Origin of the sequence: Pseudomonas sp. MM213 (genome assembly GCF_020423045.1) — a bacterium.
In the GTDB taxonomy this organism is placed as follows: domain Bacteria; phylum Pseudomonadota; class Gammaproteobacteria; order Pseudomonadales; family Pseudomonadaceae; genus Aquipseudomonas; species Aquipseudomonas migulae.
Genome location: NZ_CP081943.1, coordinates 564,417 through 589,918, shown reverse-complemented (window position 1 = coordinate 589,918; position 25,502 = coordinate 564,417). Strand labels below are relative to the sequence as shown.

The following is a 25,502-nucleotide window of genomic DNA, read 5'->3' as shown; positions in this document are numbered from 1 at the left end:
CGCCAACATCCATCGGACGCTGCCATCTGTCACACAGCCCTACAACCCAAAAACCACCACACAAAACTCATGGCGAAAAATATCTTAGCTACTACCCTTAGCCTGAGGCATTGAGGCTACCCGCTTTCACCTTTCCGACATTGATCCAGTCGTTTCAAACCTGCCTGGCCACATGGAGGCCGCGCGATGAGCATCCCGTTGTTTTTCGCGATGTCAGCCGTACTGTTTCTGAGCAGCCCTGCCCTTCACGCGCAGCCAGTGGAGGCGGCCGCAAGCGCTGCCGAGCCGGCGCCCGTCGCGGCGGCGGTCAAAGACGCGGTGTTTACCGAAGAGCAGCTGGACCAAATGTTGGCGCCCATTGCGCTTTACCCGGACCCGTTGCTGGCTCAGGTGCTGATGGCCACCACTTACCCTGGGGAAGTCACCGAGGCGGTGACCTGGTCCAAGGCGCACCCCGATGCCAAGGGTGATGATGCGGTCAAACAAGTGGCTAGCCAGCCGTGGGATCCGAGCGTGCAGGCGTTGGTGGCCTTTCCGCAGGTCCTTGCAACGCTGGGACAGGATCCCGTTTGGGTACAACGCCTGGGTGATGCATTCCTGGCGCAGCCCGACGATGTCATGGAGGGTGTGCAACGCTTGCGTCATCAGGCGCAAGCAGCCGGCAACCTGCAGAGCAACCAGTATCAGAACGTGACGGTTCAGGCAGCGGCGCCACCCGCGCCCGCACCAGCCCCCTCAGCGCCAGCGCCGGCTCAGCTCCCTGCCAACAACACCACCATTATCATTGAGCCCTCCGATCCGCAGGTGGTGTACGTCCCTACCTACAACCCGACAACAACCTACGGCACTTGGGCCTACCCGGCTTCACCGCCTGTTTACTACCCTCCGCCGCCCGCCTATTACCCCGGTTCGGCATTGATGGCCGGGCTGGCATTTGGGACCGGCGTCGCGATCGTCGCGTCCTTGTGGGGTGAATGTGACTGGGGCAATAACGATGTCGACATCGACATCGACCGCTACAACAACATCAACCGTAATAACCAGATCACCAATAACAATTGGCAGCACAACTCCATTCATCGCGATGGCGTGCCCTATCGCGACAACAGGAGCCGCCAACAGTACGGCCGCCAACTGGATGGTGCCAACCAGCGTGATGCCTATCGCGGGGACAATGCCCAGCGCGCCCAGGCCCGTGAAAAAGCCCGAAGCTCCATGGACAGGCACGGTATCGAGCGACCTGCGACCAGTAACCGCGAAGCCCGTGATCGAGCGAGTGCCGCCCAGACTGCGGGCCTCAATCGCAAGCAAGCCGGTACAGACAGACCGAAGGCGGCTGACAGGGGCCAAGGCGCAGACAGACCGAAGGTAGCTGACAGGGGCCAAGGCACAGCCCGAAACACTCGCGAGAGTCAGCAGCCCAGAAGACAGAGCGCCGACGCCAATCAGCGTGCCCAGACGCGCCAAACGGCGCCACAACGGGCGCCACAACGACCCGCCGCCAGTCAGGGCGGCGCCCGCAACAACGCATTCGCCGGAGCGCGCGCACCGTCCCAAACCAGCGCGCAGGTCAATCGTGGGCGGGCCAGTCAGGCATCCGCGCAACGTCCCAGTGCGGCGCGATCAGCTGGCCATCAGGTCAGTCGGCCATCCAGTCCGCCTGCGCGTCAAAGGGGGGGGGGCCGTCGTTGAAACACTATCCTCGAATGAATACGCTCATGGGCCTGCCCGCTCATGCCTTGGTGATCGCTGCCGGCTTGGCATGGTCGTGCGTTGTCACGGCACAGCAGGTATTTCCCACGCCAGAAAAAGCCGCTCAAGCGTTCGTCGACGCATTAGGTACGGAACACGCCGATCAGGCACGCCTGACGGAGTTGCTGGGCACTGAATGGCGCAGTTTCATCCCGCGCGAAGGCGTGGAACGCAGTGATGTGGATGCGTTCATCAAGCAATACCACGAGCAACATGCCATTGAAAAAGCCAGCGACCGCAAGGCGATCCTGTCGGTGGGCAGTGACCACTGGACATTGCCGATCCCCATGACAAAAGTGGAGAAAGGTTGGCGCTTTGACATCAAGGCCGGCAGCGCAGAAATCCGTGTCCGTAGAATTGGCCGCAACGAACTGGCCGCGTTGCAATCGGCGCTGACGTACCACGACGCCCAGATGGACTATGCGTCAGAGGACCGTGACGGTGACGGCGCCCTTGAGTATGCGCAGAAGTTTTTCAGCACCGCCGGCAAGCACGACGGGCTCTATTGGCAGGACGACGACAGCGGTCAGATCAGCCCGTTGGGCCCCTTGTTCGGCCAACGCATTGCCGACGAAGACTGGCACGGTTATCACTTTCGCATCCTTGAAGGCCAGGGCCCTTCGGCACCGGGTGGCGCCTACAGCTACCTTATCGGTGACAAGATGAGTCGCGGTTTTGCACTGATCGCCTGGCCGACGAAATATAAAGACACCGGGGTGATGAGTTTCATGATCAGTCATGAAGGCCAAGTGTTCGAGAAAGACTTGGGACCTGACGGTTACAAACTGGCGCAGTCGATGAAACGGTTTGATCCAGACGACAGTTGGAAGGAGGTGGAAGATCAGAAGCAGTAGTATTTATCCGCCCCGCCGGCCCGTTACCGGGTAGTACCTTTTAATCCCCGGGACCTTTAAGGGCGCCCATAGAAAAACGGGACAGACGACAATTCTCATCTAATCGTAGCCTGTCCCTTTTTTGCTAAACCGAGCGCGGTGCTTCAACGGGAGGGGTGCCGTCGTGAAACATCGTTTTCAGTTGAGCACGCAGTTCCGGTGAGTCGGTGTGTTTGTGAACACTGACCGCATGCTGTGCGGCAGCCTCGAGCAGTTCGTTTTCAGAGTCTGCGCAGAGCGCGACCGAGCATTTGGTATCGCTTGGAAACTCGCGGCAGTCGATGTATTTACGCGCCATGATCTTCTCCTCTCGTGAACGATCACTCGACGTAGGTCGCATCGAGTGTGCTGACGTTTGAAGTATAGGCCCGCCAAAAGGCGCGCCCCGATGTCGAACGTCCGCAGCCCTGGCGTCAAAAAAACACGGTAGCGCTGTGCTATCAGCTTGGTTTACTTTGCCGCGACAACGCTGAATTTCTGGCACTTGCCGTAAGAATCTCTGGGGAACAGACAATGGACACACGCCTTAAGAACGTGGGACGAATCTTGGGCGTGACGGCGATGATGTCATCACTGAGCGGTTGCATCGTTGATCAACTGGACCCGTTTTACTATATGTACGGCGCTGCCGTGCAAGCTTCGGGAGGATACGACGACGTGCCTGCCGGTACGACGCAGGCTCCATTAGCGGCAGATCAAAACGCTAACATGCAGCGCCTCATCGACCGCGAGACGCCCGACCGCTATCGCTCGCGTAGCTGCGAGTACATTGAAATGTCCCTCATCGAAGCGGCGGGCTATATGACCAGCACCAATGCGCTGGTCAAACAGCTTGCGGAGGCCCGTAAAGTTGCGGCCAGCCCGGCCTGGCAGGAGAAAGGCTGCAAAACGGCCAATTTCCCGGGGGGCAAAATCGGTATCGCCATGGAAACCGTCGACGCACAGAAAGCGTCGCTGTATTCCATGCCGACCAACGGCGTAGTGGTCTACAACGTTGGCGCCGGCAGCCCGGCGCAGCAGGGCGGAATACTGACTAATGATTTAATCGTGGCGGTCAATGAGCAGCCTGTCGCTGACTCCGTAGAGTTCCGTTTGCAGTTGGCCAAGGCGCCCATAGGCTCCACGGTCAACCTCAAGGTCTGGCGCTACCAGGCGTTTCAGACTCTGCCCGTGGTGGTCGGGCCCGGAGGTACACCCGTATCGATGTTACCGGTGAGCACATCGGCGGCGCAAAACACTGCGCCCTCCTCCCACCTGCAAGGCATGAACCTCGGCGAGGTGAATTCTACTTATGCCAAGGCTGTGGGCTTGCCGTCGACACAGGGTGCCTGGGTGATCGACACGGTCAAAGGCAGCGCGGCGGACAAAGCCGGCATCAAGCCATTGGATGTCATTGTCGAAATCGGCGGCCAGGAAGTCGCCAGTGCCCAAGACGTCGCTGATATCTCATCGCGCATGCGCGTCGGCTACAAAGCGACCGTGAGCGTCTGGCGCAACCAGGCAAAACGCGACGTGAAAATGGTCCTGAAAACTGACTGAACCTTTGGGCGTTGCGTTTCGTCCAGGAGCGCTACAGCCCGATAAACTTGAATAACCACACCGCTCCCATCCCGACCGCCAGTGTCAGGACTGTATTGCGAGTCTGCCAGGCGACCCAGGCCGCGATAATGGCGGCGGGTATCTGAGGGTTGTTCAACACGAACTCACTCTGCCCGTTGGGGTACACCACCGCGGGCAGCACAAGGGCCGCCAGCACACTCGCCGGTACGTAAAGCAAGGCCCGACTCAGCAATGCCGGGATGCGCAGCCGGCCATACAGTTCGACAAAGGAAAGGCGCATGGCGAAGGTTCCCAGGCCGACCGCCAGGAACATCCCCCACAAAGCTAAATCATTCATGGTGTCTCCCTCTCGACGTCATGGATCCGCGCCTCGCTCAATGGGCGCTTGCGAACCGTCTCGATCAACAGTCCCGCCATGACCCCGCCGATGGAAGCGGTGACCAGCCCGAGGTTGTAGGGCATGTTGATCGCCAACACCGCGAGTATCCCTCCGACCACCGCGGCACCCAGGCTCGCCGCGTTACGTATGCCGGGCACCAGAAGCGCCAGAAAGGAAAGCGGTATGGCAAAGCTCAACGACCAGGTTTCGGGGATGCTCGCGCCCAGGTAGACGCCCGCCAATACCGACAATTGCCAGGACAGCCACATGGCCACGGCGGTGCCTGCATAGTAGTGATGTGCGAATGCCCCCAGCTCGCCTGAAGACAGCTTGAGACTGCACAGCGCGTAGGACTGGTCAGAAAGCATGTAGGACAAAGGCCACGTCCAGCGCTTGGGCAAATGGTGCATGTAAGGCGCCAGTGACGCGCTGTACATGATGAAGCGCAAGTTGATGACCAGCGCAGTGACGACAATTGCCAGCGGCACAACCCCCGTATGCAGCAGTTGCAGTGCAACCATCTGCGCGGAACCCGAGTAGAACAGCAGCGTCATGCCCATGGTCGTGCCGGGCGACATGCCCATGTTGATCGCCATGACCCCCGTCAGCAGGCCGAAAGGAACGACACCGGGACTCAATGGAATGAGCGCCCGGACACCTTGCATGAACGCTTCCGTTGCTGTTCGGTACGGCATTTCGACTCCTTGGTCTGGTGTTCGCGCTGGCGGTTCGATGGACCGTGACGCCGGCCATTCCGCTGCGCGATACAGGGTAAGCTGGGGCTATTGCACGCCACTTGGGCAGATCTTTGCCTGGCCCATGGTCCGCAGCCCATCGTGCGGTAGAGTGTGGACCCGGAGCCCGATGGGCAGAACCGACTTTTTTTTCGAGAAAACAGGTAGTTTTTGTTATGGCTAAAAGCTCACAGCCTGATCAGGCCCTGCTCTCAATGCCGTCCTTCAAGGCCATGAGATCCTTCGTGGCCGCTGCCAAGTATCGGAACTTCACCCGGGCCGCCGAGGCATTGTGTGTCACCCAGGCGGCGATCAGCCGTCAGATTCGCGAGCTGGAACTCTATTTGGGCACCGAGTTGTTCACGCGCACCGGGAGGGAAGTCAGGCTGACAGCCTCGGGCACAGCGCTCTTCGATGCTGCGCAGCTGTCCCTGCTCAACATCTTTCAAGCAACCGAAAGAATCCGTCGCGAAAAAAGCGACAAACGCACCCTGACACTTTGCTGCTCGCCCGCCCTATCGGCGCTTTGGTTATCCCACAGGCTCAAAGACTTCTTCAGCGCCAATCCCGATGTCGACCTGAATGTCATCACCACCCAGCATTTTCTGGTGATGGAGCCCGGAATCATTCCGGACATTTTCATCACCCAGACCAGTGATCTGCGCCCCGGCTATCTGCGAGTCCCCTTGTTTCACGAAGTCGTCTATCCCGTGTGCACGCCTGGTTATCTGGAAGCGCATCCAGAACTGAGGACTTTGGAGGGCATGCGCAACAGCGTCCTGCTGGACCTGAACCCTTATGGCCGTTCCCAGTTGACGGAACAGGTCGACTGGAATGTGTGGTTCGCTTTCCAGTCCCATGACCTGAAGATCCCGGCCTCGGAAAATCCGCACTATTTCAGCAGCAATGACTACAGCCTTCTGGTGCAAATGGCGCTGGACAATCAAGGTGTCGCCCTGGGCTGGGATCATCTGGTGAGGCATCTGGTACAGCAGGGGCGCCTGGTTCGGCCGGTGACGGAAGAGCTGACACTCAGAGAGGCGGTTCAGTATTTGATGATTAATGAGAAGAAGGCGGATGATCCTGCGTGCGGGCGTTTGAAGGATTGGCTGGTTGCTCAGTTCAAGTGAGCGATTTACGAAGATGGCAGCTGAAAAGCCGCCCCGAAAAACACCCGACGATGAAACACCCGCTGAACGCTTCAGCCACCAGCGTCCATGTGGGAGACGTTCGATGATTTCTTCTCGGGAACGGTAAAACTCACTGTCGTACCGGTGAGGATCTTGTGCGTCGGGTCGGCCACTTCCAGAAGAACCTTGTGTGCACCGGGCGTCAGTCCAACCAGGATAATCGGGCCGTCACTGGTATGCGCCCACGTACCTTTCCAGTCATCGACCGTCACGTGGAGGTGGCTGAGACGAGGTGAAACTTCACCCGCTGACTTGCCAAACACCGGCATGATCCTGGCGTGCTCTGTTCGATACTGGATGATGACAACGCCGCGGGCCAACGGCTCGGCAAGCGGCGGATAGGCAATGAGTTTTGGCAGCGCCTCGGATTCCAGCGGGAGTATTGCCGGTGGGTGATCGGTATCCGCTTCTCCTTCACCGAATGCAGCCATGCAAAAAAAGCCGCCCAAGACCAGGACACACAGATTTCTGAGAGCGAGGGACATGGCGTTTTACTCCCGCGTGATGTTACTCAAGGCTAGTCCATTGCAGAAAATGCATCGCAGGGCTGACGACGCGTCTTTTGCCGCTCACTTCAGGAAGGCAAATACCGCGCAACCCTCTCATCCAATAGCTTGATCAGCGCCGGCTCCATGTACTGAAAAATATCCGGTATGTCCAAACAAACGACGCGTTTGTCCGCCAGTTCCGAACCAAATCGAGCCATCAGTTTGTTGCGATGAATGGGCTCCATGACAACGATCAGATCAGCCCACTGCAGCAGTTCCAGGCTGACCGGAACATACGCATCGTTGCTGATGCCCGCCGACGCGGTTTTCACGCCGGGCCAGTCAGCAAAATGTCGTTCGGCCGTGGGGCTGCGCAGGCGGTTTTGGCTGCAGATGAAAAGTACGTTCAACATCGTATGACTCCCGACAGTTAACGCGCCTGAGACTCAGGCGAATTACCGGGTCACTGCCGCACTCCGGGTGCCCGCGAACGCACTCGTGCCAAGCCAGCGCCACAGGCTTTTCGCGTCTTGTACGGCGCCATCCACACGCAGCTCTCGCGACTGAAGAACGTCCCCCGGCGTGCGGTCGCCCGTCCACACCTCGGTCAATGCGCGCACGCTGGAGTCCACGACGAGGGTCAGTTCGCGGCCAGGGTCGTCGCGGCACAGGTCGGCTACCCCCTCTTCAACCACGAGCCACCACGCTTGTTCGCCGGGCCGTGCGTCGCGGAACGTGAAGTGGATGACCACCGGTCGCGGCGGGAATGTTTCGATGCGCACGAACCGGCGCACGTCCCACATCAGCAAGCCCGCGTCGAGTTCGTCATCGCGCAGGCGGCTGCCGATCCAGCGTGCGCCCCAATGACCCAGCGCCATGATGATGGGGCGCAACTCCTCGCCCGCCTCGGTCAGGCTGTACTCCCAGACTTTGCCCGTGGCCGTGCGGTGCACGACGCCGATTTCTTCCAGATGGCGCAGCCGCTGTGTCAGCAGGTTGGTGGACATCCGGGGTACGCCGCGGTGCAGTTCGTTGAAGCGCTTGCTGCCGCACAACAACTCGCGCACAACCAAAGGTGTCCAGCGCTCGCACAGTGCTTCGGCACCACGTGCGACCGTGCAGAACTGACCGTAGCTTTCGTCCATTGCCTGGGCTCCGCAATTACAACGCTTCAGATTCTGAACTAGCCCCGTCACTTCGCTACGCGCACGCTCAAGCCTTCGAAGCCAAGAACCAAAGGTGAACGCCATGACCAAGGTTGCCATTATTCAGCGCCCTCCCGTGCTGCTCGATCGCGGCGCGACGATCGCCCGGGCCGTGCAATCGGTCGCCGAAGCTGCGGCGGCGGGAGCTTCGCTGATCGTTTTGCCCGAGTCGTTCATTCCAGGTTACCCGTCGTGGATCTGGCGGTTGGCGGCGGGAAAGGACGGGGCTGTCATGGGCCAGTTGCACACGCAGTTGCTGGCCAACGCCGTTGATATTACGAACGGTGACCTTAGCCCTTTGTGCGAGGCCGCGAGGGCTCACGCCGTGACGATCGTGTGCGGCATCAATGAATGCGACCGGTGCAATGGCGGCGGCACGCTCTATAACAGCGTAGTCGTTATCGGCGCGAACGGCGCAGTGCTCAACCGACACCGCAAGCTGATGCCAACGAATCCCGAGCGAATGGTGCATGGCTTTGGTGATGCCTGCGGCCTGCGTACGGTCGAGACACCGGTCGGTCGCGTGGGGGCGCTCATCTGCTGGGAAAACTACATGCCGCTGGCACGTTATTCACTCTATGCTCAAGGAGTGGAAATCTACGTCGCCCCCACGTACGACACGGGCGATGGCTGGATCAGCACGATGCGTCACATTGCACTCGAAGGACGCTGTTGGGTGCTCGGCAGTGGCACCGCACTGCGCGGCAGCGACATCCCCGAAGACTTTCCGGCGCGTGCGCAACTGTTTCCCGATCCGCAGGAATGGATCAACGACGGCGACTCGGTGGTGGTCAATCCGCAAGGCCGGATCGTCGCCGGTCCATTGCACCGGGAGGCCGGCATTTTGTATGCGGACATCGACGTCGCACAGGTGGCGCCAGCGCGGCGAGCGCTGGACGTCACCGGGCATTACGCGCGCCCTGACATTTTCGAATTGCAGGTGCGGCGCACACCGGCGACTGCGGTGCGCTATATCGACGGGTGAAGGCAAACCATTGATGGGAGTTATGCAATGAACAGTGAACGGTCTTACAAGGGCAGTTGTTTTTGCGGCGCAGTCGAGCTCACGGTCAGTGGCGAGCCGGTCGGGATGGGTTATTGCCATTGCGAGTCGTGTCGGCATTGGTCAGCAGGACCGGTCAACGCCTTCACGCTGTGGAAACCCGAGGCGGTGCAGGTGACTCGCGGGGCTGACAACATCGGCACCTACAACAAGACACCGCAGAGTTACCGCAAGTGGTGCAAGACGTGTGGCGGGCATCTCTTCACTGAACACCCGGGCATGGGGCTCGTCGACGTGTATGCCGCGATCATTCCGGATCTCGCGTACTCGCCAGGCGTTCACGTGCACTATCAGGAGAGCGTGCTGCGCATCAAGGATGGGTTGCCCAAGCTGAAAGATGTTCCCAACGAACTGGGAGGATCGGGTATCAGCGTGGACGAATAGCACTGACACCGGAGTAAAAAAAACGGGCGCCTTGTCGGGCGCCCGTTTTGTTCAGGGTTGCGTGCTGCGAGTGACGCTGATCAGTGCGATTTCTTTGAAATCGACGTCCCGGCTTTGCTCAACCCTTTCGCGTTGTGATCCCCAGGTGTCGAGGCCGAGATTGCGGAGGCTTTGGCCACGCCGCGAGTGTCTTTGGAATGGGCGATGCCAGACGTCGTTGTGCCATGACCGCGCTCACCATTGCGGTCACTGCCGTAGTGGTTTCCGCTTTCGCCACGGTCGCGAACAGCCCTTCCGGCATGATCGCTGCTCAGTCCATTACCATGGCCGTTGCTGTTGGCGTTGCCGTGATCGGAACCGCCGTGACCGCCACCTGTGCCGCCGCCGTGGCCACCGCCATTACCGCCGCCATTACCACCACCGTTTCCGCCGCCGTTACCACCACCACCGCCATTACCGCCTCCGTTGCCGTCCTTCGCATAGGCGGAGTTCATGACAGAGAGGTCAGCAGGGAGTAATGGGGCGGCTGCAAGCATGAGGGCGCATGACATGACAGCAACGAAACTCTTGTTTTTTAAAAGCATGATTGCTTCCATAAGGTGGTTGATATCGCATGCATTAGGACGCAATTGCCCGGCGACAGTTCAACTCCTGCGACGGACGGAGTGCGGTGCGCTCACCACCTGGTAAAAGCACCGCAACCGCAGGGTTCAAATATCAGTCAAAGGCCCCGTTGAGGACTTCATAGATGATCCCGGTTGCCAGTGCGACCAGTATCAAATCGGTGCCTGCTTGCTGCCATTCGTATCCATCATAATGCGGCAACCTGCCAATCAGGCGTCCATCCAGCTTTTTCGCAATGCCGGGTGGAAGCGGCTTTCCTCGTGCGAGGTTTTTCTGAATTCCGGGTGGCAACGCAGGGCCGGGACTCCAGTAGTCCCTGTATTCGCCAACGATCCCGAGAATGCTTCCCTGATTGATACTGGGGCCATGACTCCAATCGCCGCCTCCGGCGTTTTTGCCTTTGCCGCCTTGATTGCCATGGACTTGATTGTTTTGCGCTTTTCCCTGGCCCTTTCCATTACCAGGATCAGCCAATGCGGTCGCTGAGCCGCAAACCAGCGCAAGGCATGTAATCGCGGCAACCAATGAGCGTGATCTGTGCATGAGTCGTTCCCTCAGAGTGGCGGGTTGTCTCTCTGAAATTTAGACGCTATTGACGATGTGAGTTCCAGTTCCGCTTATTTATGGCCCCACCCGATGCATCTGCGCCTTGTCAGCAGCCCGTTTTGTCTGCGCTTGTGTGCTGCGGATTTTGGTAACTCGTAGCACACTAGCCAAGTGTCAATGCAGAGCACCAAGTAGCCAGGCGTTTTCAGGAGGTGAACAATGAGCAAACAACCTCAACCCCGCAGCCGCTCCAACCCTCAGCCCAGATCCCGCCCGGTGGTGCCCAACCTGCCCGGCAAAACCGGCAACAAATCCGGGGGCTTGCGTGGCAACTACCCGTCGAAGAAGTCGTAGTGGAAAGCGATCAACAGCGAACATTACCTCCCGACTGACGGCATCGGTTCGGCCACGGCAAATCGAGAGTCACTTCGTCTGATTCGACGGATACAGACCGGCAAGCCGCGCTATCACAACACCCACATAAAAGACGCCTGAAAATTCTTCGACCATCACAAGTGAGCGGGCATGGTTGGTCAACGGCAGAACATCACCGTAACCGGTGGTCGTGAGCGTCGTGAGCGTCGTGAGGCTGAAATAGATCAGTTTGAAGAACGTGCCGGGCTGTCCAAAGTCGAGGTGGCTTGGGCCGAATGAGCCAGCGCTGGATATCTCGAGCAAGGCATAGACGAAGGACCAGACGAACGCCAGCAGGATGTAACCCGCAAGCGCGCCATGCAGCTTGTCGGCCGTAATCGGCCCGCGCTGGAGAATATAGCGAAGCACTCCGATGAACGAGACTGCAAGAGATGTCGCATAAGCTATCCCGGCAAGATTAAGAATCGCGATACTGCCAACCCACAACGCCGCCCATTGCAGGCCAACCCCAAGCAACGCCAGGCCCAGTTTTAAGATGAACCCCCACCGTGTCTGCCGGGTGGCGAAAGCGCCCACGAGCAGCACGGTTGAAAACAGAATGCCGAGCAACGTGCGGGCAAATATGCCCTCCTCAAGAAAGGGAAACAGGAGGATCAATCCAAGTAAGAGCAGCAACAGATAGGTGCAGGGCCCTCGCCCTATGACCATCTGACCTAGATCCTCATCGGATTCGGTTTTGTTTTTCGGATCTGTCATAGCGGTTTCCCATAGACCGAAACAACGTTCGAGACCTGGCGCTACAGGTTTTAAAACTGGCCTGGTTTTAGAAGTGTCGGCAGTGGAATTCTAGTCGCGAATGCATGTGAGAGGATTCAGCCGGACAACTATGGGTCGATTTCTACCCTGATCGACTGACGGCAATCGGCCAAAAGTTAGCGTTCAGCCTTCTCACTAAAGACCGCGAACAGCGTTAATGATGAAAGTTGTGCGCGGCGGTTCGAATGTGGGCTTTAATGTCCGTGCTTACAGGCAACCCCATGAGCTTCGACTCCGTACGATGGATGCGCCTGACGGCGGGCTCCGGTTGCCATGTACTTGTCCATTCAAGGAAGAAACGACATTGAAAATAGCTTTTAGCGCCCTGTTATTGACCTGCCTGACGACTGTCGCGCTCGCCGCCGAGAACCCTGTCGGCTTCCGCTCTTCCACACTGGCGGATGCGCACAATGACCGCACACTGGAAATGGTCGTCTGGTACCCGAGTGCAACTTCCGCCGCCACGCAATTGATTGGCGATGATGTGGTGTTCGTCGGGGCTTCTGCCGTTCGTGACGCACCGCCCGCTGCTGGCAAGCATCCATTATTGGTGCTCTCCCACGGGTACAGAGGAAACTGGAGCAACCAGATCTGGCTTGCCAGCGCTCTGGCTCACAGGGGTTACATCGTCGCTGCAATCAATCACCCTGGCTCCACCACTCATGACCGTAGCCCAAAAGCAGCAGCGCAGTTATGGCAGCGGCCCATTGATGTGAGCCGAGCCATTGATGGGGTCACGGCTCAACCGGAAAAATTCGGCCTGGTCGCCAATGACCGAATTGCAGTAGTGGGCCATTCACTCGGCGGCTGGACCGCCCTGGAAATCGCCGGTGCCCGTTTCGATCCAGACCGCTTCGCCCACGACTGCAAAGCCCACCCGCAGTTAGCAAGTTGCACCGTCTACGGAAAGATGAATCCCGCCAGCACCTCAGAATCAAAGACCGCGTTGGCCGCCGATTTGCGCGATGAACGCGTCACGTCTGTGGTCACATTGGACCTGGGCCTTTCACGGGGCATGACCGATGAAAGCCTGGCCGCGCTGCCGGTACCAACGCTGGTGATCGCTGCCGGCGTACCGTCGCACGATCTTCCCGCTGAGCTGGAGTCTGCCAACCTGGCCAAACGCCTGCCTCCGGCGTCAAGCCGTTACGTAGAAATCAGCGACGCAAGCCATTTCAGCTTCTTGTCAGTGTGCAAACCTGGCGCAGAAGCGATGCTCGAAGAGGAAGTGCCAGGCGATGGCATCATTTGCCGGGATGGTGATGGCAATGGCGCTCGCTCAAGGGATTTGATCCAACAGCAGGTTACTTCGCTGATCATCGAGTTTCTGCCGCCGTCACCTCGCAACGAATGAAGACGAGGTTATTAACTGCCAGGTCAAAAGGGGACGGATTTATTTTCAGAAATAATCCGCCCCTTTCTCTTATCCAACCTTACCGTTACGGAGCATTAACGATATGTCCAACATCGTCGCATGGACCCTGTTCGCCTTGGGCGTCCTCCATATTCCGTTAGGTATTTTCAAGTTCAAAACAGCATTCGCCGCCGCTGTAGACGCGGGCTTCATTGACCAGTTCAGAGCGCACGAAGATCGGCGTACCGCCCTTTGGTTTACCCTGCTGGGTCCGCTTTTTATGCTCGCGGGGCATACAGCGATTCACGCCGTAGCCGTTGGGGATCTCGCGTTACTTAAAATGGTCGGCATCTATGTGCTGATGATCTCGATCATTTGCGTCATTGCTGTTCCAAAATCGGGGTTTTGGGCAACGCTGCTGGTTTCTCCGCTGCTCATCGCGGCAGGGTATGGCTTGTACGCCTGACTAAAGCTCCCCCCGCAATATCCCCCCCACGATGAGAAAAATCCCCCATAAACGGGCTGTATTACCCGATTCCTGTGTCAACTTTCATTGGCCAGGGGATCAAGTTGCGCCGCCAGCCGGGAATGATTGGCTGTTCAGTTTTCTGGCATAGAGAATGCTGTGCGTTCACTAGCGTATTAATTGAAAGTTTGAAGTTGTTATCACGGGATAACAGATTTCCACCTGTGCTGCACAACCCTTCTGAGGAGTTACCTTCATGCGAAGTGAGCCGCTAGTCCGCACGTTGGCACTCATGCTTCTCATCTTTGCCATAGGGGCATTCTGGAGTCTGTTCACCTGGTTCAGCAGTTAAGCGTTGTTTGTGTTGCGGATCGGGTGAAGTCCCGATTGAAGTCGGGATACCCCCGATAGCAGAAGCGGCAAGCGAAACCAACAGGCTGCAAATCGCGCAGTTCGCTGAAATGTTCAAGTCTGGTTCCTCATTCCTCATTCCCCAATTCCCCATTCCCAGGTCATTTGTTGATCGAGTGTTTCCCACTGTCTGACAGACCGCCCTGCCAGGTTGGTTCACGCATTGCCAGTTGAACAAACGGCCAGGCGCCTCTCATAAAAAAAGGGAGGGCATCGCTGCCCTCCCTTCCGCTTTCCACGCTTTTTTTCAAGCGTGCTGATCAGTACCTCAAGTGGTGAGAATGAAGTCCGTGGCAGTGACGGTTGTCGCATCGGCCACACCGACCAGGCGGATGGAGTCAGCACCAGCGAAGCTGACCAGGGTATCCGCACCGACATCGGCGATGGTGACGCTGCCGGCAAAGGTCGCAGCCGTGATGTTCATCGCGGAGATATCGAGGCGGTCCTGCCCTCCTGCCGCGTTGGCATCGAAGCCAATGATCTGATCGACCCCGAAGCCCGCTGAGAACATGAAGATATCGTTGCCATTGCTGGCAACCATCATGTCGTTGCCGGCACCACCCGTGACTGTATCGTTGCCTGTACCGCCATCGATAAAGTCATTGCCGATACCACCCAGCAAGGTGTCGTTAGCGTCTCCACCGAGCAGCGTGTCATTGCCATCGCCGCCCTGGAGCAGATCGGTGCCGGTACCGCCATCCAGGCTGTCATCACCCAGCCCGCCGAGCAGCGTGTCGCTGCCTGCCCCGCCATTCAATGTATCCGCCCCGTCACCTCCGTCGAGGCTGTCATCGCCATTGCCGCCGTTCAGGGTATCGGTGCCAATGCCACCCACCAGTTGGTCGTTACCCGCGTCGCCGTTGAGTGTGTCGTTGCCACTGTTGCCGGTGAGGATGTCGTTGCCGCCGCCACCATTGAGGGTGTCGTTACCCGCCCCGGCGGTGATGACGTTGTTCAACCCGTTGCCGCTGCCGGCGAAGTTGCCGACTCCGGTGTAGGTCAGGTTCTCGACATTACCGCTCAGCGTGTAGCTGGCCAACGAAGTCTGCACGGTGTCCGTACCGCCACCCGCCACCTCGACCACCACGTCTGTGGCTGCATCGACGATGTAGGTATCGTTGCCCGCGCCCCCGACCATCCGGTCTGCACCCGCACCGCCATCGAGGAGGTCGTTACCCACCCCGCCGGTGATGGTGTTGGCCAGTGCGTTACCGGTACCTGTGAAGTTACCGGCACCGGTATAGGTCAGGTTCTCGACGTTGGCATCGAGCAGATAGCTCGCGAAGGCGGTTTGCACCAGATCGGTACCGCCACCCACCGCCTCGGTGATAAGGTCACCGACGTTGTCGACCACATAGGTGTCGTTGCCGGCACCGCCGTTCATGGCATCCGCGCCAAGCCCGCCGTTGAGGGTGTCGTTACCGTCCTCGCCATTGAGGATGTCGTTGTCGTCTCCACCGTTGAGGGTGTCGTTGCCAGTGCCGCCAAACAGCTGGTCGAGACCGGCCAGGCCATTCAGCGTATCGCTCCCGCCCAGGCCAAGCAGCACATCGTTACCGGCGCCGCCGGTGAGGGTGTTCGCCTGTGCGTTACCTTGCAGCACTACGCCACTGAGCACCGCAACCGCCGCGGTTGCCGCGGAAGTCAACGTCTCCAGCGTGCCGAAGCCGTCGGTGTAGCGCACGATCACCCGTATTTGCAGGTTGCCCTGCGCCACACCCGGGGTGAAGGTCGAGGCCGTCGCGCCGTTGATGTTGGAGAAGGAAGCACCGATACCTTGCTGCCATTGGTAGCTGAAGGTGCCCAGCCCGTCCACATCGGCAATCCCGGCAGTCAGCGCCGTCAGCACTTGCCCTTGATCCGGTGTCGTATCGCTGATCAGCAACGCGCCTGTCGGTGCATCGTTGACGTTGTCCACCGGTCCCAGGATGTTGGACGCAACGCTTTCGGCCACACCGAAATTATCGACGTAACCGATCATCACGCGCACTTCCTGGCCGACCTGAGCCTGGCCAAGCGAGAACGTGCTACCGGTAGCGCCGGCGATGTTGACGAAGCCAAGCCCGTCGTTCGCCTGCCACTGGTAGGTGAACTGCGGATTGGTCAGGCCATCGGCGTCGACGATGGTCGACGTGTCGGCGGTCAACAGCTGGTTCTGCACGGCAAGCCCGGTAACGGTCGCCCCTTCGGTCGGTTCACTGTTGCCGGACGATTCGACGATCTCCAGCGTGCCTTGGGCATCCTGGTACACCGCCCGGACGCGGATGTTCAGACCCGCCTCATCGGGGCCCACCAGGAAGGTGGAGCCAGTCGCCCGCGTTGCCTCGCCAGCGGCGACAAAGGTGATGTCTTCATAGACGCCTGTACCGGGAATGGTTTCGACCTGCCAGTAGTAAGCCACCCCACCGGTTATCGCGCCGGTCGGATTGGCCGCACTCTGGTTGTCCGCGTCGTGTACCCCCGCACCACTGACGCGCAACAACTGGCCGGCGACTGGCGTATCTTCACGCACACCGGTAGTCGCATCGAGGATTGCCAGGTGACCCGATGGGTCGCTGTTTTGCACGGTGCCGACTCCGGACGGTATCGCAACGTCAGCGAACTGCAGACGCTCGATGCCCGTCAGGCGATCGACGCCATCACGCCCAAGCACCGAGTCGGTCACGATGACAGTGTCGCCATCGATTTCGATGCCGTATTCCCCCAAAGTACCGGAGAACAACGCCGTATCGAAGCTGTCAGTGCCGGTCAGAATCTCCCGCACGATGACCAGTTGGCCAGGGTTGTACGTGCCGTTCAGCATAAACGGCACCAGTGGCTCCATGCTGTCGAACGTGGCGATTTCATCGCCAGTGCCGTCAGCGTTCGCCCGTACGCTGATGCGTACGTTCAGCCACTTGTCACCATCGATGATGTCGTCACCGCCGCGACCTTCGATCAGGTCGCTGCCGCTACCGCCGAGGATGATGTTGCCGCCATCGAAGAACGTCGCTCCGGCTGGCAGCAGATCCGCCAGGCCGTTGATCAGGTCGATGTGGGTCAGCACACTGCCGGTTGCACCCGCAGTAGGCAGCGATGTGGCGTCTTCGTTATCACCGCGCAGGAAGTCACCGTGCGACGAACCCGACAGACCTTCCATGATGTCGAAACGCACCAGCGCCGAAGCACCTGAACCCGGTACTGGCGGAACATCGAAGAAACGGTCCGTGAAATCGATGGTCACGCCCTGTGCGAGCCCCTTGAAGGTTGCCCAGTCGAAGCCGGAGCCGCCGATATAGCGATCACCGAAGCCGAGACTGCCGACCATGATGTCATCGCCGCCTTCGCCGTTGAACTTATCGTTCTCGTTACCACCGATGAACACATCGTGGCCGACGATAGGGTCGTTGCCGAGCGGGTCGAAGTTGTCGCCAGGTGCACCGTCCGAAGTGCCCTTCTCGATCCAGTCGTCGCCTTCGTTACCCATGTCCTGTTCGTTGGCTTTGCTGCCCAGGATGAAGTCGTTGCCATGACCACCAATGGCTTCGGAGGCGTCCTCACCGGTCACGATGAAGTCATTGCCGAACCCGCCGATGATCAGGTTGACGCCGTTACCTCCGTGCAGCACGTCGTTGCCGTCGCCACCCTGGATGTTATCGTCGCCGCCCTTGTCGGTGATGATGTCGTCACCGGAACCGCCGCGCAGTTGGTCGTTGCCGTCACCGCCTTCGATGCGATCGTTGCCGCCGTCGCCCCAGATCGTGTCATCCCCCTCACTCGCGATGAGAATATCGGCGCTGTTGGTGCCGCCCATCACGATATGCTCTGCACCGGTGTATTTGATGTAGTTGGCATCCGGCCCTGCGGTCAGCGGGTTGTCGCGGAACACCACCTGCTCGCCGTTTTCGCCAAGCGGATCGGCATTGCCCAGGCCATCGTTGAATTGCTTGCTCTGGTCCCTTTCCAGATAGAACGCAACGTCCGAGAACACCAGGCCCGGCAAGTGCGTGGCCGAGGTGTTGGCCATGATCAGCTTGGCGAACGAGTTGCTTTCAAGCTCGGCATTCATCGACAGGCCAGCGGTACGTTCCAGGTAGTAGAAGCGGTCGCCATCCTGCAGTTTTTCCAGCTGGTTCTCGAACACGAAGTTGAACGTCGAGCCGAGCATGCCGCCAAACGGCGTTTTCGCTTCGGCCAGACCGCCGATCCACAGGTCGATGGCATCGACCCCCGTGATCGTCACGCCCTTCAGATCGTCGGCTGTTCCCAGCACTCCATCCTTGCCGGCCCGCGTTACGTTGGTCCATTCACCGGTGCCGTTGAGGAAGTCCATGCGGTCATCCGGCGCCCCCGTACCACCGAACACCAGTGCCATGGCGGCAGCGCGTTTGCCTTCCAGCGTGGTCGCCGTCGTGATCGTCTCATGGGTGCCATAGGCTGCAATGAAGTTGATCAACGACTCCGGATGTTTGAGGTGCTGCACCAGGTCGACCCAGCTGGTGTACGGCTTGAGTTGGGTGTCACCGGTTTGGCTGTAGATGTCGCGGCGAATCGCGTTGAGTGAAGGAATCCCAACGTCGCGGCCACGGGCGATGTTGATCGCCGGCAGGTCGAGCGGCAGCCCGAGCAGGTTGTTGCGCAGCGCCTCGGTGACGAACTCGTCGATTTCGTTACCGGCTTGCCGAGTGATCCCCCGCACGATCGCACTGGTCGCGTCCTCAGGCGTCACGCCACTGGCGGCGTACGCCAACGGGTTGAGGAACGCCGCGATCAGGCCCAGTTGCTGATCGGGATCAGCACTGTTCGGATCGCCGATCACGTTGAAATCAACGTCGAAGCGATCGACGGTCTCGGTCAGCATCGAGTGGCCAAACCGGTACACGGTGTGGGCGAACTCGGCGACGATCGAGGCATCGAGGTCAACGTCATAGACCTGGGTCGGTGCGAAAAACAGATCGACGTTAGGCTGGATGGTCCGGGCAAATTCCTCGAACACCAGATGCTGATACTGCATCTCGGTGCCGAACTTGGCCGCCTGGAACAGGCGTTCGCCATTCCATACCAACGCATCGATCTCCGCCTGATTGACCGGCAACGCGCTCACTGGATTGAGCAGCCACTCGTTCAGGAAAGCCACGTCACCCGAGTCGAGCACGGTGTCTTTGGTTTGCGCGACCAGCCGATTGTGCTCGGAGTGGAAGATCGCATGCACCGCCGTCAGGCCGATGTTCTCGTTGACCCGGCCGTCGCCAGCGATGTAGTGCGCATCCAGCAACTCGTTGTCGTAAGCCAGGTTGGCCCCGGTTTGCGGATTGACCGGCACGTCGTTGCCAATCTCGGTACCCACGTCAGGCGCGAGCACGCCACCGATGAACACCGGCGCGGCATTGTGGGCAATGTCGACGAGGAACTGGTGACCGGTACGCACAGCATTGGTCAGGTCAATAGGGGCAAGCGGATTACCTTCGACAAGCTCGTCATCCGTCGTACCGCCAAGACCGTCAACGCCTTTCATCACGACCATCGGGAAGCCGTTCGGCCCCTTGATGAAATTGCCATAGGCATCGGTCGCCAACAGCGGGGCGTTATCGACGTCGGCATCGGTCAGGTGGATACCCAGAATGTCGTTGGCTTGCGCCTTGACCACTTTCCAGGTGGCCATGCCACCGATTTCGCTGTCGTCTGAAGTACCAAACTTGCCATCCGCCCCCAGGTCACGGTTGGTGATCAGCCTGCCCGTCGCGATGGGTCCGTCATCGGTCAGCAGATACCCGCGCAGGAACACCTGATGCGATGGGTGCGAGCTGTAGGTCTGGTTTTGGTCCACGAACGGCGTGGTGGTGTTGGAGTGCTCATGGATGTCGTCGGCCGTGCCGAGAACACCATCCGCGCCTGGCTGGTTGGTCGCGCGGGTCAGCACCATGAAGTTAGCGTTGCCGCCTGGCACATACAGCGGATCATCCGGTTGCAGCGGAATGAAGATGGTGCCCGAACCGCCTTTGGTCACCAGGTCCAGACCGTGATCGAAGAACTGCCCGAAGAAGGTCATCCAGGCGTTGAACGGCGCGGACAACCCGGCATCCGGAGCGGTGTTCTCGAACATGTACACATCGTGGTCGTCGCCAGTACCGAACTGACCATCCAGGCCGGGGCTGGCGACTATCCGTACGCCATCCTTGAGCACATCGTCGCTACCCTCCGCGCCGAAGTTGAGCACACCGTCCGCGCCCACGTCGTACGCCGTTGCATACGCCGCCGGGTTGTTCGACGTCTGGTCGACGATCAGATTGCTGATCGTGCGCGGCTGCGAGTCAAACACATTGCCGCTGGTCTGCTGATACGACGATCCCGGAATGGCCGGCGAGCCAGGGCCAAAGAACCCGGCAGGTGCACCTTCCGCCGGATTGAAGACCGGATCGGTCAAACGCGGGAAGGTGTTATCCGCAGCACCAAACTCGGTGTTGTTGATGCCATTGAGGTTCATCAGGTTGTTGTTCGAGCCATCGACCGCACGCAGGCCCAGCGGCGCGCGGATGTTCGGGATCAGCGAGAGGATGTTCTGACCGTCCGCTTCAGCCTCGGCAATCTTGATCTGATCAAGGATGAAGTTGAGGTCGGAGCGGACCATGTTAAGGCCCGGGCCACCCTCGGTGGCATTGACTACCGGTGTCGGTGCTGTCGGCACGACCGGTGCGCCGGGAACCACGACGCCTGTCGGTTGCGAGAACACCACTTCAGTCGTGCCATGGCCATCCTGGTAGATAGCCTTGACCCGCAGTGACAGCCCGGCAAGATCCGGCGAGACCTTGAAGGAGGTGCCATCGGCACTCTGGAACGCCAGGTCACCCGCAGGCAACAGGATGATGTCTTCGAACACACCACTGCCTGGGTCGGCTTCGAACTGCCAGTAGTAAGACACCGAAGTATTGTTGACGAGACCCTGCGGGTTACCCGCAGTGACGTTGTTGGCATCGCTCACCCCGAGCATGCTCACGGTCAGTGTGTCGCCCACTGTAATGTCGCCGCCGTTGCCATCCGTGACAGTCGGCCTGCCGACCGGTTGTGCGTTCAGCCCCGGTACCAGCACCCGCTGGGTGTCGGCGAATTGCAGGCGCTCGATATGCAGCAGGGTATCGGTGCCGTCGCGACCCGCAACGGTATCCGTCACCGTCCAGACATCGTCCGCCAGGTTGGCCGTGCCACGGGTGTCCTGGGTCACCGTGTACTCGGACTGAAGCCCGGAGAAAATCGCGGTGTCGAACGCCGCCCCGCCCGTCGAGGTGCCGGGCAGGATTTCCCGCACGGCCTTGAGCTGCCCAGGGTTATACGTACGGTCCAGCATGAACGGGATCATATCAGCCATGCTGTCGAAGCTGGCGATCTCGGGGCCGGTATGGTTGACGTCGCCGGGGGCATAAACTGCGATTCTGACGTTGATCCATTTGTCGCCATCGATCAGATCATCGCCGCCGCGGCCCTCGATCAGGTCACTGCCATTGCCACCGAGGATGATGTTGCCCGTGGCAAAGCCGGTGGTCGGCAAGCCGGCATCGGACAGGAACTGCGCCAGTCCACGGATCAAGTCCACATTGGTCAGTGCACCACCCGTGGCACCACCGTGGTTGAGGATAGTGACCGCATCAACATCATCGCCTTTGAGGACGTCGCCGAAATTCGAACCGGACAAGCCTTCGACCTCGGCGAAACGGTCGAGAATCGAGGCCGGCGAGGCACCGACCGGATTGAACACCCCGGCGTTCTGGTTTGGCGCGTTGCCATGTGGCTGCGCCAGCGCGGCCAGGGACAAGTCGGCGGTCACGCCGACCTGGTCATTTTTGAAGGTCACCCAGTCGAACCCGGACATGCCGTCCATCTTGTCCTGGGCATCGCTGCCGACAAAGATGTCATCGCCACCCTCGCCGATCATTTCATCGAAGCCACCACCGCCGACAAAGATGTCGTTGCCGACCACATCGTCATTGAGCAATGGCGAGAAGTTATCGCCAGGCGCACCGTCCTGGGTGCCTTTCTCGATCCAGTCATCACCTTCGTTGCCGGTCGGTGGCAGGTTGGTCTTGGCACCGAGGATGAAGTCGTCACCCTGACCGCCGAAGGTGGTGCTGATGTCTTCGGTGGTGATGATGAAGTCCTGGCCATCGCCGCCAAGGATCAGGTTGCCCGCAACCCCCATTTTACCGGCCACGATCACGTCGTTACCGGCATTGCCTTCCAGGCGGTTGTCGCCGAACGAGTCGGTGATGATGTCATCACCCGCGCCGCCAAGTACCGCATCGTTCCCGGCGCCGCCCTCGAGGACATCGTTGCCGCCGTCGCCGTAAACGGTGTCATCACCTTCACCGGAGATGATGATGTCATCGGCGGCGGTGCCGCCGAGGACGACATGATCTTCACCGGTGTAATGCAGAAAATTACTGTCCGTGCCCACGGTGTCGGGGTTGTCGCGGATCACCAGCGGCACGACTTCCACGCCGTTGATCATGATGCCGCCCGTCGGGTCGGCACGACCGCCGACGCCAAGGCCAGTGAACTGATTGGCCTGGGTCACTTCGAGGGTGAACGCCGGTGTCAGGAACACGGTGTTCGACAGGTGGGTGACATCGGTGTTGAGCATGATCAGCTTGGCGAAGGAGTTGTTCTCAAGCTCGGTGCCGAAGTTCAGGCCCGCCGTACGCGACAGGTAGTAGAAACGGTCGCCGTTCTGCAACGCCTCCATCTGGGTTTCAAACACGAAGTTGAACGTCGAGCCGAGCATACCGCCGAACGGCATCTTCTCTTCGGCAAGGCCGCCGACCCAGAAGTCGATGTCGTCGACACCGGTGGTGGTGACGCCATTGACCATGGCGTAGGTGCCCGAGCTGTTAAGGAATGCCAGGCGATCCTCTTCAGTGGCGGTAAAAGTACGCTCATCGGCAGTGCCGGCGTTGATCACCGCGCTGCCGCCAAACACCAGGGCAGCAGCGACCGCACGCATCTCGACCAGCGTATCCACATCGGCCGCAGTCAATGCCCCGTGAGTACCGAAGGCCGCGATGAAGTTGACCAGGGATTCGGGGTGTTTGAGGTTTTCCGCCAAGTCAGCCCAACTGATGTACGGCTTGAGTTGGCTGTCGCCGGTTGCCTGGTAAAACTCACGCCGCGCCTCATTCAACGTAGGGATGCCAGTGTCGCGCCCACGCGCCAGGTTCAGGGCCGGCAAATCGAGGGGTAGACCCAGCAGATTGTTGCGCAACGCTTCGGTGACGAACTCGTCGATCTCGTTGCCGAGCTGACGGGTCACACCGCGAATGATCGCCCCTGCCGCTTCGTCAGCGGTAGCCCCGCTGCCGGCAAATGCCAGAGGGTTGAGGAAGGCTGCGATCAGACCGAGCTGCGCGTCAGGGTTGTTCGGGTCAGAGAGGACCGGATTGAATTCGGGGTCGAAGCGATCGACAGTCTCGGTCAGCATCGAGTGACCGAAGCGATACACCACGTGGGCGAACTCGGCGAGGATGGCCGGGTTGATTGAAGTGTCATAGCCGTTGGGGGCAAGGAATTCGTCGACCTGCGGCTGAACGGTCCGCGCAAATTCCTCGAACACCAGGTGCTGATACTGCATCTCGGTGCCGAACTTGGCGGCCTGGAACAGCCGTTCGCCATCCCACACCAATCCTGCGATTTCGGCGGGAGTAGTCGGAATTGCCGCGACGTCGTCTGCCAGCCACTCATTGAGAAACGCCAGATCGCCAGAGGCCAGGATGGTTTCCTTGGACTGCTGGACCAGGCGGTTGTGTTCGGAGTGGAACACATGGTGCACAGTGGTCAGGCCGATGTTTTCGTTCGCCCGGCCATCGCCGGCAATGTAGTGAGCGTCGAGCAGTTCGTTGTCGTAGGTCAGGTTGTTGCCGCCCGCGCCCACTGGCTGCGCATTGCCGATTTCGGTGTCACCATCCGCCTGCAAAACCCCGTCGACGAGCACCGGCGCGGCATTGTGCGCGATGTCGTCGAGGAAGCCATGCCCGGTGCTCACGGCGTTGGCCAGACTGATCGGAGCATCCCGGTTGCCTTCGACCAGTTGCGTGATGTCATCCGCCGTACCGGCGATACCGTCTGCGCCGTTGCTGATGCGCATCACCACCTGCGGCATACCGCCCGGGCCACGGATGAAGTTGCCATACGCGTCGGTCGCCAGCAGCGGCACGTTGTGCACATCGGCGTCGGTCAGGTTGATGCCGAGAATGTCACGGGCCTGGGCCTTGACCACTGCCCAGGTCGCCATGCCGCCATTTTCGGCGCCGCCATCATCGGCAGTGCCGAACTCGCCATCGGCGCCCAGATCGCGATTGGTAATCAAGCGCCCGGTTGCAACAGGGTCACCTGCCGCGTTGATGACGTACTCGCGCAGAAATACCTGATGCGAGGGGTGTGAGCTGTAAGTCTGGCTTTGGTCTACGAACGGCGAGGTGGTGTTGAGCTGCCCATCGTCCGTCGTACCAACAATTCCGTCCGCGCCGGCCGTACGCACGGCCCGTGGCAGCACCATGAAGTTGGTCGGACTGCCCGGCACGAACAACGGATCGTCCGGCTGCAACGGAATAAACACAAAATCGGTAGCGCTCTTGCTGACCAGGTCGAGGCCGTGGTCGAAGAACTGGCCGAAGAAAGTCATCCACGAGTTGAAGCCCGCAGTCAGTCCGGCGTCCGCGGACTGGTTGGGGATGAAGAACACTTGTTTGTCGTCATCCGTGCCGAAGACACCGTCGGGGCCTGGGCTGATGACCGGATCGGCACCGCCGTTCGCCGCAACCGCAGCCGGGTTGTTGGCGGTCTGATCAACGATCAGGTTACTGATAATCCGTGGTTGTGGGTCGATCACATCCCCTGTCCCGGAGTATGACGCCAGAAACGAGGGGTCCAGCAGGCGCGGGAAGGCATTGTCCGCAGCGCCAAACTCACTTTGCCCGGTCACCAGGTTGTTGTAGCTGCCATCGACGGTGCGCAGGCCGAAAGGCACCTGACTGTTGGGTAGCAAATCACTGAGGCTGGCGCCGTCGGCATGTGCTTCTGCGATGAAAATTTGTTTGAGGATGAACTCCAGGTCGGACTTGTTGAAATTGGCCATTTTGCTTGCCCTCGATTTCTTTGGTGAAGGGCACGGGACGAAAAGAATCCTCCCGCGCCCAGTCAGGTGCTGGCTTGCGCAGTGTGTAGGTTCATTTTTTTGGCGAGAGCTGACACGGGAAGGCAAAGCCGTCAGTACGGCCCCCGGTATGCGCGCCTGGAATT

At 59.6% G+C, this 25,502-nt stretch carries 19 protein-coding genes; 9 read left to right on the top strand and 10 right to left on the bottom strand.

Features of this window, described 5'->3' with window-relative positions:
* The first annotated feature begins 186 nt into the window (after positions 1–186).
* Together K5R88_RS02795 and K5R88_RS02790 are read left to right on the top strand one after the other, a co-directional pair.
* Positions 187–1,692, top strand: coding sequence for a DUF3300 domain-containing protein (locus K5R88_RS02795; RefSeq protein WP_226299136.1), 1,506 nt, complete (start codon positions 187–189; stop codon positions 1,690–1,692).
* Between the two features lie 26 nt (positions 1,693–1,718).
* Positions 1,719–2,606, top strand: a complete 888-nt coding sequence (locus K5R88_RS02790; RefSeq protein WP_226299135.1) for a DUF2950 domain-containing protein — start codon at positions 1,719–1,721, stop codon at positions 2,604–2,606.
* Positions 2,607–2,730: 124 nt separating this feature from the next.
* On the opposite strand, the gene K5R88_RS02785 is transcribed toward K5R88_RS02790, so the two are convergent.
* On the bottom strand, positions 2,731–2,943 hold the full coding sequence (locus K5R88_RS02785; RefSeq protein WP_008030813.1) for a DUF1059 domain-containing protein: 213 nt from the start codon (positions 2,941–2,943) through the stop codon (positions 2,731–2,733).
* Between the two features lie 263 nt (positions 2,944–3,206).
* On the opposite strand from K5R88_RS02785, the gene K5R88_RS02780 reads away from it, so the two are divergent.
* Positions 3,207–4,184 (top strand): PDZ domain-containing protein, encoded by a 978-nt coding sequence (locus tag K5R88_RS02780; RefSeq protein ID WP_226300228.1) that lies wholly within the window; start codon positions 3,207–3,209, stop codon positions 4,182–4,184.
* Between the two features lie 31 nt (positions 4,185–4,215).
* Here the strand turns inward: K5R88_RS02780 and K5R88_RS02775 are convergent, their stop codons facing one another.
* Both K5R88_RS02775 and K5R88_RS02770 read right to left on the bottom strand, forming a co-directional pair.
* Entirely contained in the window at positions 4,216–4,542 is a 327-nt protein-coding gene (locus tag K5R88_RS02775) for an AzlD domain-containing protein (RefSeq protein ID WP_223416245.1), read from the bottom strand.
* Entirely contained in the window at positions 4,539–5,279 is a 741-nt protein-coding gene (locus K5R88_RS02770) for an AzlC family ABC transporter permease (RefSeq protein WP_226299134.1), read from the bottom strand. Before K5R88_RS02770 ends, K5R88_RS02775 begins: the two co-directional genes overlap by 4 nt.
* A 215-nt stretch (positions 5,280–5,494) precedes the next feature.
* Between K5R88_RS02770 and K5R88_RS02765 the strand changes: the two genes are divergently transcribed.
* The gene (locus K5R88_RS02765; protein ID WP_223555852.1) at positions 5,495–6,448 is read left to right on the top strand and encodes a LysR family transcriptional regulator; all 954 of its coding nucleotides are present in this window, start codon (positions 5,495–5,497) and stop codon (positions 6,446–6,448) included.
* A 71-nt stretch (positions 6,449–6,519) separates the two neighbouring features.
* Here the strand turns inward: K5R88_RS02765 and K5R88_RS02760 are convergent, their stop codons facing one another.
* From K5R88_RS02760 to K5R88_RS02750, 3 genes are all read right to left on the bottom strand, one after another.
* Positions 6,520–6,993 carry a DUF6130 family protein gene (locus K5R88_RS02760; RefSeq protein WP_226299133.1) on the bottom strand — a complete coding sequence of 158 codons (474 nt, stop codon included), beginning with the start codon at positions 6,991–6,993 and terminating at the stop codon, positions 6,520–6,522.
* Positions 6,994–7,082: 89 nt separating this feature from the next.
* Positions 7,083–7,409, bottom strand: coding sequence for a low molecular weight protein tyrosine phosphatase family protein (locus tag K5R88_RS02755; RefSeq protein ID WP_008039559.1), 327 nt, complete (start codon positions 7,407–7,409; stop codon positions 7,083–7,085).
* Between the two features lie 42 nt (positions 7,410–7,451).
* The gene (locus K5R88_RS02750; RefSeq protein WP_226299132.1) at positions 7,452–8,141 is read right to left on the bottom strand and encodes a winged helix-turn-helix transcriptional regulator; all 690 of its coding nucleotides are present in this window, start codon (positions 8,139–8,141) and stop codon (positions 7,452–7,454) included.
* Positions 8,142–8,244: 103 nt separating this feature from the next.
* On the opposite strand from K5R88_RS02750, the gene K5R88_RS02745 reads away from it, so the two are divergent.
* Positions 8,245–9,186 carry a carbon-nitrogen hydrolase family protein gene (locus K5R88_RS02745; RefSeq protein ID WP_192496331.1) on the top strand — a complete coding sequence of 314 codons (942 nt, stop codon included), beginning with the start codon at positions 8,245–8,247 and terminating at the stop codon, positions 9,184–9,186.
* A gap of 27 nt (positions 9,187–9,213) precedes the next feature.
* The gene (locus K5R88_RS02740) at positions 9,214–9,648 is read left to right on the top strand and encodes a GFA family protein (RefSeq protein WP_207286558.1); all 435 of its coding nucleotides are present in this window, start codon (positions 9,214–9,216) and stop codon (positions 9,646–9,648) included.
* 80 nt (positions 9,649–9,728) lie between these two features.
* On the opposite strand, the gene K5R88_RS02735 is transcribed toward K5R88_RS02740, so the two are convergent.
* Both K5R88_RS02735 and K5R88_RS02730 read right to left on the bottom strand, forming a co-directional pair.
* A complete protein-coding gene (locus K5R88_RS02735) occupies positions 9,729–10,232 on the bottom strand; it encodes a hypothetical protein (protein WP_226299131.1) in 504 nt (167 codons plus the stop codon).
* 133 nt (positions 10,233–10,365) lie between these two features.
* A complete protein-coding gene (locus K5R88_RS02730; protein WP_223450306.1) occupies positions 10,366–10,815 on the bottom strand; it encodes an anti-virulence regulator CigR family protein in 450 nt (149 codons plus the stop codon).
* Between the two features lie 222 nt (positions 10,816–11,037).
* Between K5R88_RS02730 and K5R88_RS30715 the strand changes: the two genes are divergently transcribed.
* Entirely contained in the window at positions 11,038–11,172 is a 135-nt protein-coding gene (locus K5R88_RS30715) for a hypothetical protein (protein WP_263286214.1), read from the top strand.
* A gap of 69 nt (positions 11,173–11,241) precedes the next feature.
* Here the strand turns inward: K5R88_RS30715 and K5R88_RS02725 are convergent, their stop codons facing one another.
* Positions 11,242–11,949, bottom strand: coding sequence for an ion channel (locus K5R88_RS02725; protein WP_226299130.1), 708 nt, complete (start codon positions 11,947–11,949; stop codon positions 11,242–11,244).
* 364 nt (positions 11,950–12,313) lie between these two features.
* Here K5R88_RS02725 and K5R88_RS02720 point away from each other — a divergent pair, with 364 nt between their 5' ends.
* Together K5R88_RS02720 and K5R88_RS02715 are read left to right on the top strand one after the other, a co-directional pair.
* Positions 12,314–13,363 (top strand): alpha/beta hydrolase family protein, encoded by a 1,050-nt coding sequence (locus K5R88_RS02720; RefSeq protein WP_226300227.1) that lies wholly within the window; start codon positions 12,314–12,316, stop codon positions 13,361–13,363.
* Positions 13,364–13,466: 103 nt separating this feature from the next.
* Positions 13,467–13,829, top strand: coding sequence for a DUF6463 family protein (locus tag K5R88_RS02715; protein ID WP_192417472.1), 363 nt, complete (start codon positions 13,467–13,469; stop codon positions 13,827–13,829).
* 679 nt (positions 13,830–14,508) lie between these two features.
* On the opposite strand, the gene K5R88_RS02710 is transcribed toward K5R88_RS02715, so the two are convergent.
* Entirely contained in the window at positions 14,509–25,338 is a 10,830-nt protein-coding gene (locus K5R88_RS02710) for a peroxidase family protein (protein ID WP_226299129.1), read from the bottom strand.
* Between the last annotated feature and the right edge of the window lie 164 nt (positions 25,339–25,502).

Coding starts and splice junctions, on each gene's coding strand:
- K5R88_RS02740 (WP_207286558.1), top strand. CDS start 9,214: ATGAACAGTGAACGGTCTTACAAGGGCAGTTGTTTTTGCGGCGCAGTC.
- K5R88_RS02735 (WP_226299131.1), bottom strand. CDS start 10,232: ATGCTTTTAAAAAACAAGAGTTTCGTTGCTGTCATGTCATGCGCCCTC.
- K5R88_RS02760 (WP_226299133.1), bottom strand. CDS start 6,993: ATGTCCCTCGCTCTCAGAAATCTGTGTGTCCTGGTCTTGGGCGGCTTT.
- K5R88_RS02755 (WP_008039559.1), bottom strand. CDS start 7,409: ATGTTGAACGTACTTTTCATCTGCAGCCAAAACCGCCTGCGCAGCCCC.
- K5R88_RS02745 (WP_192496331.1), top strand. CDS start 8,245: ATGACCAAGGTTGCCATTATTCAGCGCCCTCCCGTGCTGCTCGATCGC.
- K5R88_RS02780 (WP_226300228.1), top strand. CDS start 3,207: ATGATGTCATCACTGAGCGGTTGCATCGTTGATCAACTGGACCCGTTT.
- K5R88_RS02730 (WP_223450306.1), bottom strand. CDS start 10,815: ATGCACAGATCACGCTCATTGGTTGCCGCGATTACATGCCTTGCGCTG.
- K5R88_RS02775 (WP_223416245.1), bottom strand. CDS start 4,542: ATGAATGATTTAGCTTTGTGGGGGATGTTCCTGGCGGTCGGCCTGGGA.
- K5R88_RS02790 (WP_226299135.1), top strand. CDS start 1,719: ATGGGCCTGCCCGCTCATGCCTTGGTGATCGCTGCCGGCTTGGCATGG.
- K5R88_RS02765 (WP_223555852.1), top strand. CDS start 5,495: ATGGCTAAAAGCTCACAGCCTGATCAGGCCCTGCTCTCAATGCCGTCC.
- K5R88_RS02725 (WP_226299130.1), bottom strand. CDS start 11,949: ATGACAGATCCGAAAAACAAAACCGAATCCGATGAGGATCTAGGTCAG.
- K5R88_RS02715 (WP_192417472.1), top strand. CDS start 13,467: ATGTCCAACATCGTCGCATGGACCCTGTTCGCCTTGGGCGTCCTCCAT.
- K5R88_RS02795 (WP_226299136.1), top strand. CDS start 187: ATGAGCATCCCGTTGTTTTTCGCGATGTCAGCCGTACTGTTTCTGAGC.
- K5R88_RS02750 (WP_226299132.1), bottom strand. CDS start 8,141: ATGGACGAAAGCTACGGTCAGTTCTGCACGGTCGCACGTGGTGCCGAA.
- K5R88_RS30715 (WP_263286214.1), top strand. CDS start 11,038: ATGAGCAAACAACCTCAACCCCGCAGCCGCTCCAACCCTCAGCCCAGA.
- K5R88_RS02785 (WP_008030813.1), bottom strand. CDS start 2,943: ATGGCGCGTAAATACATCGACTGCCGCGAGTTTCCAAGCGATACCAAA.
- K5R88_RS02710 (WP_226299129.1), bottom strand. CDS start 25,338: ATGGCCAATTTCAACAAGTCCGACCTGGAGTTCATCCTCAAACAAATT.
- K5R88_RS02770 (WP_226299134.1), bottom strand. CDS start 5,279: ATGCCGTACCGAACAGCAACGGAAGCGTTCATGCAAGGTGTCCGGGCG.